The following is a 17,323-nucleotide window of genomic DNA, read 5'->3' on the forward strand; positions in this document are numbered from 1 at the left end:
TAAATTTATTTATTTTTGTTCAATTATGTCGAAAAAAAAGGCAACAAATCAACTTTGGAAGGTTTTAGGTACGGGCTTTGGTGTGGCGGTAACCTTAGGTGGCACCGTTGGAACAGGGATACTCCGTAAACCAGGCCCCATTGCTGACCAATTGGCCCATCCATATTTAATCATTGGCTTATGGCTCTTAGTAGCTCTATATGCCTTATTAGGAATCAGTACCGTCTTGGAGTTAAGTTTATCTATTCCTAAAGCAGGTGCTTGGTATGGCTATGCTGAAAGAGCCTTTGGCCGATACATTGGTTTTCTAGTGGGAATTAGCTCTTGGCTTGGGACTGTCACTGCCCTTGCCTTTGGGTCATATACCTTCAGTGAATATGTCGGCATATTATTTCCATTTTTTCAACATCAAGAAAATTTTGTGGCCGTAGGCACTTTGCTGTTACTATGGTTTTTCCATCAATTAGGCGTAGTTATGGCTGGAAAATCCCAAGAATGGTTATCTGGCATCAAAGCGGTTGCACTGGTGGGCTTCATACTTCTTTGTTTTATTTATGGTTCTGGAGGCATGTGGCATCAGGATCAGACAGCTGCTAAACCTAGTTTACCTATTTGGTCGGGTATCATGACGGCCTTACTTTCCATTTTTTATGCTTTTGATGGTTGGCACACCGCCGCATATTTCACTGAAGAAAATGCCGACCCCGTGAAAAGCATGCCCAAATCCATGTATATCGGCGTCATTTCTGTTGCAAGTATCTATTTGCTCATCAACGTAGCCATCTTTTATGTACTTCCACTAGAAGATGTTCGACATTCCAAATTGGCCGCGGCAGATGCCATCACCCTGCTTTTTGGGGCTCATACAGGTCAATGGATAACCGCATTTTTGGCTTTAAGTATATTTGGAATTCTGAATACCCAGGTGATGTTTGCCCCTCGTGTACTTTTTTCCATGAGTCGGGACGGACTTTTCTGGAAAAAGGCAAGTGAAGTAAACGCAGTCGGTAGTCCCAGTTTTGCTACTCATTTAACCGTAGCCATGTCCTGTTTACTTTTATTGGCTGGAAAAAATTTAAATGAAAGACTTTCTGACATCGCCACATTTTTCTTTGTAGCCAGTTATTTGTCAGGCTTTTCATCACTGATTCAATTAAGAAAAAAGGAACCACAATTGCATCGTCCCTACCGTGCATGGGCATATCCCCTAGTGCCGGGAATATTATTAATTATTTCAGCTTTATTTTTACTTGGGACGCTTGCTCAAAATCCAAGTAGTGGAATATATGTGGCTCTGTTTATTCTGGCCACCTACCTGATTTATCGAAATTTATTCCAGGAAAAAAGCCCTTAGCGGAGCACATTCAAAAATTCTAAAATTTGTTTTTTATTGACTGTCACCGACTGATTGGCCAAATTAGTCATGATGGTAAACAAATACAGCTTTCCTTTGGCATTTTGATAGTAGCCAGACAGGTTGTAGGTATTTCCAAAAGAGCCTGACTTGGCCCAAGCATGGGATTGAGGATTATCCAATTTCATGGATTTTAAGGTGCCTGATTTTCCTAATTCAGGTAAAAGGATTTGCCATTGGGCCGCTGGCAATTTATTTTTCAAATGCTCCAAAACGAGCATCATATCTTTGGGCCGAAATAAATTATAGCGCGATAGTCCAGAACCATCCACCCATTTCACTTCCTTCAAAAACTCAAATCCAGGCTCTTGAACTAATTTGCCTAGGATGTTAGCCGTAGGGCCATTCCATCCTCTTTGAGCCCCCATCAGGTAAATCAATTGCTCTCCAATCATGTTATCACTATAATGCAATAAGGGTAGCAATAAACTATCCAACTTTCCTGCATAATGAATTTTTGAGTTTGCTGCATCTGGTTTCGCTATGCGATATGTTATAGGTTTATGTAAGGTGTCGGATAACAACCGGGCAGTTAAAACAGGTGAAGTCAAATAAGGTATGGTCACTTGTTTGGGGGAAGATTGGGCAGTGGGGATAGGTAATCGAAATTGATTGGTATTTCTATCCCTTGAGGCGTTCTTTTCTGTAGTTAGGCTAATGCTAGACTGAAAAAACGAAGGATGGACTTTCCAGGTATTTCCCAAATTGGTGAAATGAGCTAAGTTTTCATAAAGTGGTAAACTAGAAATTTCTGCAGCATAATAATCTTGATAATCATCCCAAGCCCAGCCTGCCCCTTGCGGCAATACGAATGAAGGATCATCAGCATAGACTAAATTTTTGTTTGACTGCAGTAAAAAATTAAATAAAGCTGTCCCCTTTAATCTAGTATGAAGCGTTGAGGGGTCTCCAGTGCCCCAAAAATATAAGCTGTCTCCTTTTTCTTGAAAACGAAAAGCCGGAACAGAATCAGGCAAAATAGTTTTGGCCATCAATAAGGTCAACAATTTGACATTAGAGGCTGGCATAAAATATTGTTCAGCTCGTTGAGAAAAAACTACCTTACCCGATGATTCCTGAATTAGGATTCCTGTATGAAATTTAGCTAAGCCAGATTTCACAAATGCTTGTTTCATCTTAGCGGTTTGACAAGCACTAAAGAATAAGCTTGCCAGTAAAAACATCAAATAGTAAGGGAATTTAATCAACATACAAGAGGGTAAAGGCTAATGGGGTTAGAAATGGGTAAAGAAAATTACGTATTTTTAGGCTCATTCTATTCAATATGTTAATCGCATTTGTACTTTTTTATTTGGCATTGAACCTAGCCGTTGGCTGGTGGGCGAGTAAAAAAGTGCATACCACACAAGATTTTGTTTTGGCAGGTAGAAACCTGCCCTTTGCCTTAGCTACCATGGTCACCTTTGCTACCTGGTTTGGATCTGAGACCATTTTGGGTGCTCCCAGGGAATTTGTCCATGGTGGTGTTTTATCCATCATAGAGGAGCCCTTTGGTGCGGCTTTGGGTTTGATGATAGTGGGAACTATCTATGCCCGTAAATTATATGCTTTAAAGGTTCTAACGTTTAGTGATTACTTCCGACAAAGGTTTGGTAATTTCTCCGAAAAGTTATCTGCTATCGTGATGGTACCCTCCTATTTTGGGTGGATTTCAGCACAGCTGGTTGCCCTAGGTTTAACCTTACACCTACTTTTGCCAATCAGTACCGAATGGGGTATTGTTTTCGGGGCATTGCTCGTGATGACCTATACCCTATTAGGTGGTATGTGGTCAATTTCGATCACCGACTTTTTTCATAACATCATTCTCATAGTAGGATTAGCATTTTTAGCCTTTTTACTTTACAAGGAAACACCCAATTTGGGAGCAATAGTAGCTAAGCAAGAATCCGACTTTTTTAAATTCACTCCTCAAAAACATGATTTAAACTCTTGGCTAACCTATTTGGCCGCCTGGATTACCATAGGATTAGGGTCTATTCCTCAGCAAGACATATTTCAACGGGTCATGTCAGCTAAATCATCTCACATCGCGGGTATAGCTAGTTTTTCTGCTGGCATGATGTACTTAAGTGTAGCCATGTTACCCTTACTTATAGCATTTTTAGGAGTGAATTTATACCCAAGTTTACTCGCTGACGATATGTTATTAATCCCTCATTTGGTCATGAAATTTACCCCTACGGGAATTCAAATACTATTTTTAGGCGCCTTGCTTTCAGCCTTGTTGAGTACTACCAGTGGTGCTATTTTGGCTCCTGCATCGGTTTTGGGAGAAAACTTAATCAAACCTTTACTAAAAAATCCATCGGATAAAAAGGTTTTGAGCGTCATTCGTTTGTCGGTGGTGATAGTCACCCTGTCATGTATTTACATGGCTGTCAAGAGACAAAATATTTTTGAATTGGTGGGTGAATCCTCCGCCTTTGGGTTGGTGTCACTTTTCATCCCACTAAATGCCGGATTATGGTGGAAAAAGGCTAGCTCCCTTGGTAGCCACCTTAGTATGACATTGGGATTAGGCGTTTGGGCCTATTTTCAGTTTATTTCACCTTCTGAAATCCCCTCGATTTGGCCAGGATTGGCAGCTAGTTTATTTGGGTTGGTGGCAGGAACCTACCTTTGGCCTAATCCACCCAAGGTTGTTGGATAGCCCCTAGGTATTCCCCCTTCTTTTGTAAGAAAACTAAATCTTGTAAAGCCTCCCCTACGTTCGGGTATAAATGAAGACTGGCTAACTGAGAAATGGGAACCCAACATAGCTCTTGGGCAGTGGTTTCATGTGCCTGAAGGATGGGTATACCAGAAACAATTTTACCTTCAAACAGAATATGTAAAGTACTTTTTTTGTCTTCTTTGGAAGGAATTTCTCCCATAAGAAGAAGTTTTCCCACTTCTACCTCTACCGCCAATTCCTCTTGACATTCACGAATAATGGTTTCTGGAAAAATTTCTCCTGGGTCAGGATTACCCCCAGGAAAATTATACACCATTCCACTGCCAAATTGATAGCGCATTAATAAAACGTGATCATTTTCCATAATCACAATGGCCGGTCTACATCGCATATACTTAATTCAATTAGATAGGTATTATCTGCTTAAATATAGCCATTTTTTTCAAAGCTCCCGAAAGAATTTTACCTTTGGCATACTAAAAAAAGAATATGAAGCTTGCAGACGTTTGCCGTAGCATGGAAGAATGGGCGCCTTTGGCCTGGCAGGAATCCTATGATAATGCAGGATTGATTATCGGAGATCCCACGATGGAGGTAACAGGGGTTTTAATCAGCCTTGATTGTACCGAGGCTGTGGTCGAAGAAGCTATTCAAAAAGGCTGCAATGTCATTATTTCGCATCACCCTATCGTGTTCAAAGGGTTAAAATCCTTAACGGGAAAAAATTATGTAGAAAGAACCGTCATTAAAGCAATCCAACATTCCGTCGCATTGTATGCATCCCATACCAATTTAGACCATGCCCCGAAAGGTGTTTCCTTTCATTTGGCTCAAAAATTAGGAATCAAGGGAAAGGTCCTATTACCAGCAGAAAATGCCCTAAAACAAATCACTTATTTTGTCCCGCTAGCACAACAAGAAGCTGTGAGAAATGCTTTACATATGGCTGGAGCTGGCAACATCGGTGAGTACGCGGGATGCAGTTTCTCCTCAGAAGGTATGGGACGGTTTACTCCGTCTAATGAAGCCCAACCTTTTATGGGTCAAGCAGGGCAATCTACGGAAGTTCCAGAAGTAAAAGTGGATATGATTTTCCCGAGTTATTTAGAGGCTACCATACTTAGAACCTTGAAAAAGGCACATCCTTACGAGGATGTAGCTTATTTCATTCATTCTTTGTCTAACCGTTGGCAAGAGGTAGGAGCTGGGTTTATTGGTGAATTGGAGAAGGCCATGACCCAAGAAGAATTCCTACACTTTGTAAAAAAATCACTCGGTTTGTCAGCCATTAGGTATACGAATATTCCATCCAAAGAAATTAAAAAAGTAGCCCTTTGTGGGGGAGCAGGAAGTTTTTTGATTGGGGAGGCAAAGCGAAAAGGCGCTGATGCGTTTTTGACCGGTGATTTAAAATATCATGAATTCTTTGATGGCGAAAATAGCTGTATGCTTTGTGATATAGGCCATTATGAATCCGAAGTCATGATAAAGGATGCTATCCATGCTTATTTATCAAATATTTTTAGTAATTTTGCCGTTCTGAAAAGCGAGACCTTGACCAATCCGGTCAAGTATGCATAAGAATAAAGAGAGTTAAACACTTTCAAACGTAACAATAATAATGGCTACAGCTACCGAAACTACGATTGCCCAAAAGTTAGAAGCATTATTAAAGCTTCAGACCATTGATTCAGCCTTAGATAATATCAAGAAAGTTAGAGGTGATTTACCCGAAGAAGTACGTGATTTAGAGGATGAGATCATGGGTTTAGAGACTCGTTTGGCTAAATTCCAACAAGAAATCGCGTCTTTTGAAGAGCAAATTTCTAACTACAAAAATTCTAAAAAGGATTCTGATAAGTTAATTGTGAAGTACAAAGAGCAACAAATGAACGTGCGTAATAACCGTGAATTTGAAGCTATTTCAAAAGAAATTGAACTTCAGGGATTAGAAATGGAGATCGCTGATAAGCGCATCAAAGAAATTGATTTCAAAGTTTTGAACAAAAATGACGAAATCGCTTCTGTTGAATCTACTTTGTTTGAACGCAAAAAAGATTTAGAACAAAAGCAGAAAGAATTAGAAGTTATCATCAACGAGAGTGAAGAAGATGAGCAAAAAGCGATGAAAGATCGTGAGAAGGCTTTGAAATTAGTGGACCCTCGTTTATTTAAGTCTTACGAAAAATTACGTGATAATGCCCGCAACGGTTTAGCCGTGGTGATGGTGAAGCGTGGTGCTTGTGGCGGATGTTTTAGTTCTGTTCCTCCACAAAGACAAACAGATATCAAGGACAAGAAGAAAATCATTGTGTGCGAGCACTGTGGTCGAGTTTTTGCCGGTGTGGAAGATGTTATTCCTCCTCCAGAAAAAGAAAAGAAAAGCCGTAGCAAGGCAGCGGTTGCCGCTCCTGCTGCTCCAGCTGCTGAGTAATAAAAAAGGCTCCCGAAAATTTCGGGAGCCTTTTTTATTATATTTCTGTTTGGGATTATTTCTGCAACATTCCCAATAAAGAAGTCAATTTATCTTTTAGATCTTTACGATCTACAATGAAATCCAAGAATCCGTGTTCCAACACAAAATCGGCACTTTGGAATCCCTTTGGTAAATCCTTACCTATCGTTTCACGAATAACACGTGGTCCGGCAAAACCAATCAAAGCCCCTGGTTCTGCAATATTGAAATCACCCAACATGGCAAAAGATGCCGTAACACCTCCAGTAGTAGGATCTGTCAACAAGGAAATATAAGGAATCTTAGCTTCATCCAATAAGGCTAAACGAGAAGAAGTCTTTGCCATTTGCATTAATGAAAAACCTGCTTCCATCATACGGGCACCACCGGAACGAGAAATCATTAAAAAAGGCTGTTTATGCTCCAAAGAATAATCAATGGCTCTAGAAATCTTTTCACCCACCACAGATCCCATGGAACCTCCAATGAAACTGAAATCCATGGCCGAAATGGTAATGGGCATGCCATTCATTTCACCATAAGCCGAACGAACAGCGTCTTTTAAACCGGTTTTTAATTCCGTTGCTTTAACTCGATCTGGATAGTTCTTGGTATCCACAAATTTCAATGGATCACCTGAACTCATTAAAGCATCTAATTCGGTATATTTTGTTTGATCAAATAGTAATTCAAAATATTCTTGAGAACCTATCTTCTCATGGTAATTACAATTGGAACAAGTGTAAGCAAATAAACGATGCTCTCTGGTATGGATGGCCTTCTTGCAAGAAGGGCACTGATACCATAAACCATCTGGGGCTTCTCTTTTGAATTCGGTAGGAGTTTGAATTCCCTTATCTTTTCTGGTAAACCAAGACATAATTTCTTTTTTATAAAGGACTGCAAAGATAATTAAAAAGAGGTGGCATGGAAAACTAATTCCCTATTAGATGATTATTTCAATAAAAATACTCTCTTTACCCACTGTTGCTTTTCCGTTTTAACAATACAGAAATAGGTACCTGTTGGCCAATTCCCCGCTTCTATTTCCTTGTCTAATAGGGAACCTCCTACGCGTATATTTTCTTGATAAACCACTCTTCCTTGCAAATCAACCACGTTTAATTCCACTACTTGGCCCATTTGCTCTAAAGGTAATTGCAAGCGAAATAGCCCTTGGCTAGGATTCGGTCGAATCAGTAAGCCTCTGTCTTCTGTTCCATTTTCTACAGCCAATACTAATTTAGGAGGAGTAACAGCTTGAGCACCTTGAATATTTAAATTATCGATGGCCCAGCCCCAGCCATAGGCGCCGACATCCGCATGTAAACGGAAACGTAGCAATACTTTATCTCCCGGACTAAATTTACCCGACCCTAAAATATCAATCTCTCTTTTTTGGAATAAGGCGGCAGTACCTTTCAGGGTAGAGTTTCCATTTTTATCGACATTGGTTCCAGTCCATGCTTTTTGCCATTCAGAATAATCATTGGAATCCCAGCCATCCCGTAAATTTTGCCAGGTAAGACCTCCATCCTTAGAACCTTGCACAATCACATAATCATAAAATGAGCGATTGACCGTTCCATCTGCATTTAAAAAAGAGGTTCCTGTTGTCTCGGCTGTTTCCACCAAAACCACCTCATCAAAGGAAATGCGGGCCGTATCTGCGCGAATGATAATGGGCTTTAAGAGAATGGCATCGTAATTGGTAAATTTATCGGAACCACCTGAATTATCATAAGACTCTTCTGCTCCATTGGCATAAGGATGATCAGTATGTAAGCCCAAGGAAGTAAAATTGGCTGGCTGGTTGATAGCAAAGCCTTTCAAATAAAAATCGGCACTAGGTTTATTTTCAAAATCTGTTTTGTAGTTATTGACAGCATCCATGGAGGTCAAGACCACAAATTCGTAATTACCCGTGGCAGGAAAATAAACATAATTGGAAATTTTAGCTTTGTCTTTTACCACCACACGGTACTTAATAATATCCCCCGCTTTGATTTGTCCTGCGGCAAAATTGAATGCTCCATTATAGCTAAATGCATCTTTGGTAGAGCGTACAAATCCCGATCTAATTACAGAACCAGTACCTATACTGTATTCCATATAAACCGTATCAATTCCTATATTATCATTTGCCAATAAGGTAGGAAGCGGGATTTTTGTCTGATTTGAGAAAACATATTTAAGCGGGTTGGAGAAAATCGCAACGGGCTTAACGGTGTCTTGACCAATGGTGAATTTATATATGCTCGTGGTAGTGGTTCCCGAAATGATGGGTGCTTGGGCGGGACTCGTAAATTTCTTTCCACTTGCCTCTTCGGCAACCCAATAATAGGCAATGGTTCTTAATTTATTTTCTTTAGGTAAAGTATAGGAATAACTTGTTCCTGATAAGCTTAGTGGTCTGGATGTTGCATTCTGGATGTTACCATCGGTAGAAAGCATCAATTTCACGGAATTTTCTTTGAGCAAGGTATCTGAATATACTTTAGCTGTAAAGACATAATCCTTGGTTACATCTTCTGAATCAGTAAATAAATCTCCTGAAGGAATAACACTTGATGAATACCAACCAAAATCATTGAAAGCGGCCGGCACGATAGTCCCTAACTCTCTGGTAATTTCTCCTTTGGCAATGCTGGGTGTCATTAGGGCATTAGGGTCCTTAGGCCTGTATTTAGAGGCATCTACGTGGTAGATGGAAGACCCTTGGGTGTAAGTTGTAGGAGCATATAACTTAGCTGCCTCTTTTTTATTGGCTGCGAGTACTTTGGTTGTATTTAGAAATAAATTAGCTGAAGTCAGTTGGGTTTTTAATTCAGGAGAATCATTTTTAAAATTGAGGGTATCAGTTAAACTAATCCCTGAAGCATTGACCATAAATTGATCAAAGATACCTGGATAGATATAATAGGCCGTTGAATTATCTACTGTTACTTGACCAATAAAACCCAGTCCATGACCAAATTCATGTAAAACCACAGAATATAAGTCAATTTGATTGATCGTTGGTACATCATCAAGTCCCTTGTACCAATTGGCATAATCCGAATTAAAGTTAGCTACGATATCAAAATCCGTACCATTCAAATTCTTATGGGCCATCTTTTCGGCCAAAGCAATGGGATAAAAAGTATTCACTTTAGCTGCTCCTGGGAAATTGCGCACATTGGCTGTTGCCCCGGCACTTCCCAATACATTACTAGCTAAGGTACGCCACCTACAAAGGATTTTAATTTCAACATCGGAATTTAACACTGAAGCCCAAGTCTCAGCCGCCTTCTCAAAAATAGCTCTTACATCGGCAGGAGGAGGTGTTTCAAAGCTCAGGGTAAACTTAGCCGCACTAGCTGAGGTTCTATTTTGGGTACCCTTGGTCTCCAAATTCATTCGTCTTACCCACTCCCTCATTTCCTGGGTATAGCCCTCTGGGAGTTCGCGTTTTATCTTGGTGAATTCAGGAGTGTATTCTTCAACCATCTTACCTGGAATCATATCCATCGTATGATGTTGAGAATATCCGATGTGCCCTAAACCAAGCACTGCAAGAATGATGTATAGAAATTTCTTCATAAGTGGTAATTATCCCTAAATATAAAGATGTTTGGCTAATATATAAATCGAAAAAGTCCCTCAAATGGGGACTTTTTCGATTAACACACAAAATACGTCGATTAATAATTCGGATTTTGTTGAATATTAGGGTTTACACGCAATTCATTGGTTGGAATTGGCAATTGTAAACGATAATCTGTAGCTGCTAAAGTCAAGAAACGTGCTGGAGTACCAGTTCCATCGGCTCTATCACCACGCGAAGAACGAGAAACTCCTGTTCCTTTACGCTTCAAATCGAATAAACGATGTCCTTCAAAAGCAAACTCCAAACGACGCTCTAAATCGATAGCTGCTTTCAAAGCATCTCCTGATTCTGTAAAATTGCCTGCATCAAAACCATTATAACGATTTCTACGAAGGTTATTTAAAGCAGTTAAGGCTTCAGCATTCTTGCCTAAATTAGCTAATGATTCAGCTAAATTTAACCAAACTTCTGCTACACGTAATACCTTAGAATCCGTAACGTTAGCATTACCAGTAGCTCTACCAAACCACTTAGCTATGGAATTATAAGGCTGACCATTGAATGTTGTCAATCGTACAGAAGCTGCTGTTCTTACATCGTTGGCTTTGAAAGACTGTAAGAATTGGTAGTCTATTACATATTCATTACGAACTCCCGAAGCTGAGCTTTGGCTATATTCCACACCTGGAGTAATACGGTCTTTGTCTACAATCTGCAATTTTAACAATACACCTGTATTTACTGCATCTGTCCAAATTCTAGCATAATCCGCTAAACCCCCTGGGTTAGAACTTAAAGCTAATGAACGAGTCGCTGCATCAGCTGATTCTTGCCATTTTCCTTCGTATAAATAAACACGAGATAATAAAGCGGCTACAGCTGCTTTGTTGAATCGATAAATTCCATTGGCAGTACCAATTCCAGTTTCAGCTGCTTTTAAATCTGCTTCAATCTTACTGAAATTAGTTTTTACAGATTCACGACTTGGTTTCAAGGTAGCATCCGTAGATGTTACATATGGAACTCCTAAGTCTGTATCAGAAGCTTGGGTATAGGCTTTTCCATATATCCGTACCAAATCAAAATGTGCCATAGCGCGGAAAGCCAAAGCTTCAGCCTTAAAATTTTCCTTAGCTGCACCTGCTGGTAAACGATCCAAGTTTTCTAAAATGGCATTAGCTCTGCGAATACCAGTATAAGCTGTTGCAAATAATCCCCAAGTTCCATCCGAAGTATAACGCCACTCATGGAAAGAAAGATTAGATAAACGACCTGTACGTGCCACCAAAACATTATCCGATAAAATATCGGGTAAACTGATCATAGAACCTCCATAATAAGAGCCTCCTAAAGCTGATCCATACATACCTCTGACAGCATTAGCAAAATCAGATTCCGATTCAAAAGCTTGTGCGATGGTAGCTGAGTTATATGGTCCCAGTTCCAATCCTTTTTCACAAGAACCTAGTCCTACTAGGCAAACACTGCATATCGCTAGAATGAATTTTTTCATTTTCATGTCTCTACTAATTAAAATGTGATATCTAATCCTACATTGACTGTTCTAGTTTGCGGATAAGAATATGCCGCATATAAACCTTGAACAGTTCCACCAGCACTTTCCGCCTGGCCAAATCCTACTTCTGGATCTCCTTTGAACTCTGGAGCCCAGTAGAACCAGTTTTGTGCTTGAGCATAAACACGTACTGACTGCATTTTAGCCTTCTTCACCAAGTTGCTAGGCAAATTATAAGCTAAAGTCACGTTACGTAAACGGATATAATCTCCTTTTTGTAAGAAGCGATCAGTAGAGAATGATTGATATAAATTACGTGGATCAGGCAAAACATTCACATCTCCTGCTTTTTTCCAATAATTCAACGCATCTACTGCCTGATTTTGATATACATTCTCTCCATCTGAATTCAAGTCTTGCCATCTGTAGTTTAATATGTAATGACCTCCTTGATAAACAGCGTCTGCTGACAATGTCACACCTTTATAAGTCACTGTAGTTCCTAAACCACCGAAATACTTAATTTGACGAGATTTTCCACTTAAGATTACAGCATCTCCTGCGCTCCAAGTCTCGGTATTGGCACCAGATTTATCCAAATATATTGGCTTACCTGTTTCCTTATTTACGCCAACATAGCGATTTAAATAATATACATCGATTGGCTCACCAATTTTCAATCTAGAAACACCACCTGTACGGTTAAGATTATCTTCTGTCAACTCAACCACTTTATTGTTGTTGTTTGTAAAGTTAGCTGAGATATCCCAGTAGAAATCTTTTGTTTGCATGATCTTGTAATTCAAGGTTAATTCAATACCTGAATTCTCTACAGCTCCTACGTTTTCTGTACGGCTAGAGAAACCAGTAGTTGAAGAAACCGGACGATCAAATAACAAATTAGTTGTCTTCTTTTGGTAGTAGTCTACCGAACCCGTCAACTTGCTCTTCAAAATAGCAAAATCAATACCTACGTTTGTTGAAGCTGATTTTTCCCAGGTTAAACTTGAGTTAGGTAATTGAGAAGGGAAAGTTGCGGAAGTAGTACCATAACTTGAATAACGATACAAACCTAAGGAAGTATAGTTACCAATACGGTCATTACCAGTAGTACCATAACTAGCACGCAATTTCAACTGATTGATGAAAGTTAAATCTTCCATGAAAGCCTCTTTGCTGATTTCCCATCCTGCACTGACAGAACCAAATAAACCATAACGGTTATCTACTCCGAAGCGAGAAGATCCGTCACGACGAATGGACGCATCCAAGAAATAACGCTGGTTGAAGTCATAACCCACACGACCGAATAATGAGAATAACGACCAATCTGTTTTAAATGAAGTGGCAGAAACTGGCGTTGAAGCATTATCCTGTGTACTAACTTTTCCATTCGGGAAACCTTTTGTTCCAAATGAGAAAGAACGATAGTTATCATTTGTATACTCTACCCCTACTAAGGCACGGATATTGTGCTTATCAGCAATGGTATTTGTATAGTTCAATGTATTGGAGAATACATAGTTGAATGACTGATATCCATTATCTGTTTTGGATCCACGAGCTGCAGGGTCACCTACATATTGGTCTAATACGGAATTAGGCTTGATGTATGACTCTCTGTAATAATCTACCCAAGTTACACCTGCCTGAGATCTAAACTCAAAGTTTTTGATTGGAGTTAAAGACACATAAGCACTAGAAATACCTGTATTGGTAGTCAAGGTCTCTGGATTATTTTCCAATGCCTCAGATATTGGGAAACCTTGGTGAGTTAAATTAAAGTTTCCATTTTCTAAACGCTCTGGCTCATATGGGTTGTAGGCATAAATAGCAAAAGCTGGATTCTGCGCATTGTAACGGTCACGAACCTCATTAGTCTTGTTATTGGAGAAGTTTACGTTGGTTCCTATTTTAACCCAATTATTTGGTTTAAACTCCACATTCACACGACCTTGCTTTCTCCACAAATCAGAAGCTAACTTAAAGATACCTTCGTTGATTTGATTTTCTAATGACAAATTATAAGTAAATGTATCACTTGCACCACTTACTCCCACGCGAGTAACTTGGTTCATACCACGACGTAAAAGGGTATTAAACCAATCTGTTTTTTTAGATTCTAAAGTAGCCCAAACTTTGTCTAAGTCAGCCTGAGTTGCGCTAGCAGGACTAGTGATTCCAGCAGCATCTACGTATTCATTAGCATAATCTAAGTCTCTTTCATATTCCAACTTTTGACGAAGATTCATCATTTGGAAATTGTCTGGTGTTTTCTCGTTGATACCATAAGAAGTAGAAACCGTTACTTTGGCATTTCCTTTCTTACCTTTTTTGGTAGTTACTAAAATAACACCATTAGCTCCACGAGATCCATAAATAGCCGCTGAAGAAGCATCTTTTAAGATGGAAATATCTTCAATGTCATTAGGGTTCAATGAACTTAATACGTTAACACTTCCGATAGCTCCTTCACTGTTAGCGGTTGGAACACCGTCAATAACCACCAATGGCTGTGCACCTGCTGTTAAAGTACCTTCACCACGGATACGAATAAAGGCTGGAGCCCCTGGACGTCCGTTTTGAGCGGTAACTTGAACACCCGCAGCTTTACCTTGCAATAAATTTTCAAAGCTGGCCACCGGTTTGTTTTCCAAGGCTTTGGAAGACACGTTCACCTGAGCACCGGTTAAATTTTGCTTTTTGGCTGTACCATAACCAATAACAACCACTTCGTCCAAACTTGATGATTCTGGAACTAAAGAAACATTAATGACCGATTTGTTACCAACAGCTACTTCTTGTTTGGCAAAACCAACAAAACTGAAGGATAAAACGGCATTTTTTCCGGGAACGGAAAGGCGATAACTACCATCACTACCAGTAGTAATACCTCGAGAGCTCCCCTTGATGGAAACACTCACACCTGGCAAACCAGACCCATCTTCTGATGAGCTAACTTTTCCAGAAATTACTTGGTCCTGAGCGAGTACTGGAACTATCCAGAACAGCATCAATCCAAGGCTGAACAATAATTTTCTTTTCATAAGGAAAGTTTTTGATGAAATAAAAGATTAAAACAAAGAACAGTAATGTAAAACCACTTACCTGGGTAAAAGGTTTTAAAAATTAGGAAAATCCCAAAATTTGCCAAAGATAATTTAGGTAAATTTAAAAAACAAGATGAATTATTTGGCTTGAATCAAGCTAAGAAGTCCCTCAAAGTTAGGTACTTGAATCTGAGTATGTGCTAATTCAGTAGCTGTGTGGGAGCTTGTCATACCCACAACTTTCATTCCTGCGGATAGGCCTGCCTGTATCCCTTGGAGGGAATCTTCCACTACCCAGCAGTTTTCATATTTTGCCCCCAGGATATCAGCGGCTTTCAAATAAATTTCTGGATCGGGCTTGCCCTTTTTCACCTCTGCACCTCCCACTATGGCCTGAAAAAAATGCCGAATTGCCAGTCCATCCACGATAAAATCAATGTTCCCTTGTCCGGCAGAAGTAGCCAAAGCACAAGGAATACCTTGCTCTTTTAATCCTTCCAAAAAGCTGATTAAACCGGGAGCTGCCACTCGATGGGCCGCATAAAATCCTCGGTAAATGGCTTCTTTCTTTTCTTCAAGATGTTCAATTTCTTCACGAGACATGCTCCTCCCATAAAACCATTCAAATGTGTCTTTGGAATTCATTCCGTTTAAATCCCGATAAAACACTTCACGAGTCAATGGAATGCCATGTTGCTCACAAAATAATAACCAGGCATCTACATGGTAGGGTAAATTATCTACCACCACTCCGTCCATATCTAATAAAACAGCTTCTACAGGCATTATGATACGCTTAATTGAAGGCCGTCATAGGCCAAAAAAACATGGGGTGGCAATTCTTTTTGAACCTCGGCATGCAATCCCATTTGATGACTAATGTGCGTGATGTAGGCTCTTTCTGGCTTCACCTTGTCGATGACTTCTAAAGCTTCATCCAAGGTAAAGTGCGATATATGAGCTGTCTTTTTTAGGGCATTAATGACCAAGACCTTAGAACCTTTCACTTTTTCTAATTCCTCATCGGAAATAAAATTCGCATCGGTGATGTAGGTAAAATTGCCAAATCGAAAACCCAAAACATCCAAAAGATAATGCCGAACTAAAATAGGTTGAATTTTTACTCCTTGGATTTCAAAGGCTTGATGGGTGATGGGTATGGTTTCAATCTCAGGTACTCCAGGATATTTATTTTCCCCAAAAGCATAGGCAAACTCCCTTTTCAGTTGATCGATTACATTCACTTGAGCATACAAAGGTATACTTGATTTTTGCGCATAATTAAAGCCTCGCAAATCATCCATCCCCGCGGTATGGTCCTTGTGCTCATGTGTATATATGACAGCATCTACCTGCTTAATACCAGCACGAAGCATTTGTTGGCGAAAATCAGGGCCAGTATCTATAATGAAACTTTTACCTTGGGTTTGAATGTGCATGGAAACCCTCAAACGCTGGTCATGATAATCAGAGGAAGTACAAACTTCACATGAACAGGCTATCATGGGTATCCCTTGTGAGGTACCTGTACCCAGAAATTCTACCGAGATCGGCGACATGCCGTTATTCTGTTAATGCTTTAACTTGAGATACAAGGGCATCAAAATTCAAAGGTTTAGCTAAAAAATCATTAAATCCAGCTTCTTTGAAATCTTCCATGCTGTAGTTTCTTGCATTCCCTGTAATCGCTATCATAGGAATGTTGGATTTCGTTGAATCTGCTAAAGCACGAACCGCTCTGGCACATTCCATTCCATCCATGACAGGCATGTTAATATCCAAAAGAATGATATCAAAATCAGCTTTGGCTAATTCGTCTAAAACTTGTTGTCCATTCTTAACCGCATGAATTTCAAAGTTTTGAAACTCTAAAATTTTTCTGGCTAAATTTTGAATGACCGAACTATCCTCTGCAATCAATACTTTTTTCATAACACAATCTTGTTAAAATGGCTCAGGGGCACATGCCCATAATGAGGTAAAAATAACCAAAGCATCGAGGAATTCAAATGAATTTCTGACATAAAAAAAGCGAACCTTGATGGTTCGCTTTAATTTTAGATTATTTCTCCTATTTAACGTAGAAAGAAACGGAAGTTTTATCCCAATCTAAAGTAACTTGACCTGTCTCTGAAACAGCTATAGTAAATTGCTCGGTCATGGCATGCTCACTTGGTTTAGCTGTCACGCGTAAAGCATCTTGAGTGGCTTTGTAAGTATAAGCACCCCACATTTTTGATTCTTTATTGAATATGATGGTCCATTCTGTCGGACCAGGGATAGATAACAAAGAATAAACACCTTTTGCCAAAGGTTTACCTTGAACTAACACATCGTTAGAGAATTCAATGGTCGTGGCTTCATTCGCACCTGTTCTCCAAACTTCTCCATAAGGAACTAAAGCTTTTTGCTCTTTGGTACCAAATACCAAACGTCCTTTGACAGATGGCTTAGCATATTTAATCAAAACTTGGGTTTTACCCACTTTCTGAGAGGCTACTGCTGGTGGCGAAGCTGGACTTTGTGCCAATGCTCCAAAACTTAAAATACAGGAAAGAATAACAAGAAGTTTTTTCATGGTAGTGTTTGTTAATTTTTAGA

The 17,323-nt window shown here is 39.6% G+C and carries 14 protein-coding genes; 4 read left to right on the forward strand and 10 right to left on the reverse strand.

What is annotated here, in order from left to right:
• Positions 1–25 precede the first annotated feature (25 nt).
• On the forward strand, positions 26–1,354 hold the full coding sequence (locus SKC36_RS05210; protein ID WP_459465056.1) for an APC family permease: 1,329 nt from the start codon (positions 26–28) through the stop codon (positions 1,352–1,354).
• Here the strand turns inward: SKC36_RS05210 and SKC36_RS05215 are convergent.
• Positions 1,351–2,550 carry a D-alanyl-D-alanine carboxypeptidase gene (locus SKC36_RS05215; protein WP_459465058.1) on the reverse strand — a complete coding sequence of 400 codons (1,200 nt, stop codon included), beginning with the start codon at positions 2,548–2,550 and terminating at the stop codon, positions 1,351–1,353. The two genes, SKC36_RS05210 and SKC36_RS05215, sit on opposite strands and share 4 nt — an antisense overlap.
• Before the next feature lie 149 nt (positions 2,551–2,699).
• Between SKC36_RS05215 and SKC36_RS05220 the strand changes: the two genes are divergently transcribed.
• Positions 2,700–4,088: a high affinity choline transporter 1 gene (locus tag SKC36_RS05220; protein ID WP_459465060.1), complete on the forward strand. Its 1,389-nt coding sequence runs from the start codon at positions 2,700–2,702 to the stop codon at positions 4,086–4,088.
• Here SKC36_RS05220 and SKC36_RS05225 read toward each other — a convergent pair.
• Positions 4,063–4,503, reverse strand: a complete 441-nt coding sequence (locus SKC36_RS05225) for an NUDIX domain-containing protein (RefSeq protein ID WP_459465062.1) — start codon at positions 4,501–4,503, stop codon at positions 4,063–4,065. The two genes, SKC36_RS05220 and SKC36_RS05225, sit on opposite strands and share 26 nt — an antisense overlap.
• 98 nt (positions 4,504–4,601) lie before the next feature.
• On the opposite strand from SKC36_RS05225, the gene SKC36_RS05230 reads away from it, so the two are divergent.
• Positions 4,602–5,693, forward strand: a complete 1,092-nt coding sequence (locus SKC36_RS05230; protein ID WP_459465064.1) for a Nif3-like dinuclear metal center hexameric protein — start codon at positions 4,602–4,604, stop codon at positions 5,691–5,693.
• Positions 5,694–5,733: 40 nt separating this feature from the next.
• Entirely contained in the window at positions 5,734–6,546 is an 813-nt protein-coding gene (locus SKC36_RS05235) for a zinc ribbon domain-containing protein (RefSeq protein ID WP_459454241.1), read from the forward strand.
• A 55-nt stretch (positions 6,547–6,601) separates the two neighbouring features.
• Here the strand turns inward: SKC36_RS05235 and accD are convergent, their stop codons facing one another.
• From accD to SKC36_RS05275, 8 genes are all read right to left on the reverse strand, one after another.
• The gene (accD, locus tag SKC36_RS05240; protein ID WP_459465066.1) at positions 6,602–7,447 is read right to left on the reverse strand and encodes an acetyl-CoA carboxylase, carboxyltransferase subunit beta; all 846 of its coding nucleotides are present in this window, start codon (positions 7,445–7,447) and stop codon (positions 6,602–6,604) included.
• Positions 7,448–7,521: 74 nt separating this feature from the next.
• Positions 7,522–10,149, reverse strand: coding sequence for a T9SS type A sorting domain-containing protein (locus SKC36_RS05245; protein WP_459465068.1), 2,628 nt, complete (start codon positions 10,147–10,149; stop codon positions 7,522–7,524).
• Positions 10,150–10,250: 101 nt separating this feature from the next.
• Positions 10,251–11,675: a RagB/SusD family nutrient uptake outer membrane protein gene (locus SKC36_RS05250; protein ID WP_459454238.1), complete on the reverse strand. Its 1,425-nt coding sequence runs from the start codon at positions 11,673–11,675 to the stop codon at positions 10,251–10,253.
• A gap of 11 nt (positions 11,676–11,686) precedes the next feature.
• The gene (locus SKC36_RS05255) at positions 11,687–14,719 is read right to left on the reverse strand and encodes a SusC/RagA family TonB-linked outer membrane protein (protein WP_459465070.1); all 3,033 of its coding nucleotides are present in this window, start codon (positions 14,717–14,719) and stop codon (positions 11,687–11,689) included.
• Between the two features lie 141 nt (positions 14,720–14,860).
• Positions 14,861–15,508, reverse strand: a complete 648-nt coding sequence (locus SKC36_RS05260) for an HAD family hydrolase (RefSeq protein WP_459454236.1) — start codon at positions 15,506–15,508, stop codon at positions 14,861–14,863.
• Positions 15,508–16,272 (reverse strand): MBL fold metallo-hydrolase, encoded by a 765-nt coding sequence (locus SKC36_RS05265; protein WP_459454356.1) that lies wholly within the window; start codon positions 16,270–16,272, stop codon positions 15,508–15,510. Before SKC36_RS05265 ends, SKC36_RS05260 begins: the two co-directional genes overlap by 1 nt.
• 13 nt (positions 16,273–16,285) lie before the next feature.
• Positions 16,286–16,654, reverse strand: a complete 369-nt coding sequence (locus tag SKC36_RS05270) for a response regulator (protein WP_459454235.1) — start codon at positions 16,652–16,654, stop codon at positions 16,286–16,288.
• 139 nt (positions 16,655–16,793) lie between these two features.
• Positions 16,794–17,300: a DUF2911 domain-containing protein gene (locus SKC36_RS05275; protein ID WP_459465072.1), complete on the reverse strand. Its 507-nt coding sequence runs from the start codon at positions 17,298–17,300 to the stop codon at positions 16,794–16,796.
• Positions 17,301–17,323 lie beyond the last annotated feature (23 nt).

The sequence above is a fragment of the Aquirufa sp. OSTEICH-129A genome (assembly GCF_054558355.1).

Excerpts from the sequence above, each read along its gene's own strand:
- SKC36_RS05260 (WP_459454236.1), bottom strand. The coding sequence starts at position 15,508 with ATGCCTGTAGAAGCTGTTTTATTAGATATGGACGGAGTGGTGGTAGAT.
- SKC36_RS05235 (WP_459454241.1), top strand. The coding sequence starts at position 5,734 with ATGGCTACAGCTACCGAAACTACGATTGCCCAAAAGTTAGAAGCATTA.
- SKC36_RS05245 (WP_459465068.1), bottom strand. The coding sequence starts at position 10,149 with ATGAAGAAATTTCTATACATCATTCTTGCAGTGCTTGGTTTAGGGCAC.
- SKC36_RS05255 (WP_459465070.1), bottom strand. The coding sequence starts at position 14,719 with ATGAAAAGAAAATTATTGTTCAGCCTTGGATTGATGCTGTTCTGGATA.
- SKC36_RS05250 (WP_459454238.1), bottom strand. The coding sequence starts at position 11,675 with ATGAAAATGAAAAAATTCATTCTAGCGATATGCAGTGTTTGCCTAGTA.
- SKC36_RS05275 (WP_459465072.1), bottom strand. The coding sequence starts at position 17,300 with ATGAAAAAACTTCTTGTTATTCTTTCCTGTATTTTAAGTTTTGGAGCA.
- SKC36_RS05230 (WP_459465064.1), top strand. The coding sequence starts at position 4,602 with ATGAAGCTTGCAGACGTTTGCCGTAGCATGGAAGAATGGGCGCCTTTG.
- SKC36_RS05210 (WP_459465056.1), top strand. The coding sequence starts at position 26 with ATGTCGAAAAAAAAGGCAACAAATCAACTTTGGAAGGTTTTAGGTACG.
- SKC36_RS05215 (WP_459465058.1), bottom strand. The coding sequence starts at position 2,550 with ATGAAACAAGCATTTGTGAAATCTGGCTTAGCTAAATTTCATACAGGA.
- accD (WP_459465066.1), bottom strand. The coding sequence starts at position 7,447 with ATGTCTTGGTTTACCAGAAAAGATAAGGGAATTCAAACTCCTACCGAA.
- SKC36_RS05220 (WP_459465060.1), top strand. The coding sequence starts at position 2,700 with ATGTTAATCGCATTTGTACTTTTTTATTTGGCATTGAACCTAGCCGTT.
- SKC36_RS05270 (WP_459454235.1), bottom strand. The coding sequence starts at position 16,654 with ATGAAAAAAGTATTGATTGCAGAGGATAGTTCGGTCATTCAAAATTTA.
- SKC36_RS05225 (WP_459465062.1), bottom strand. The coding sequence starts at position 4,503 with ATGCGATGTAGACCGGCCATTGTGATTATGGAAAATGATCACGTTTTA.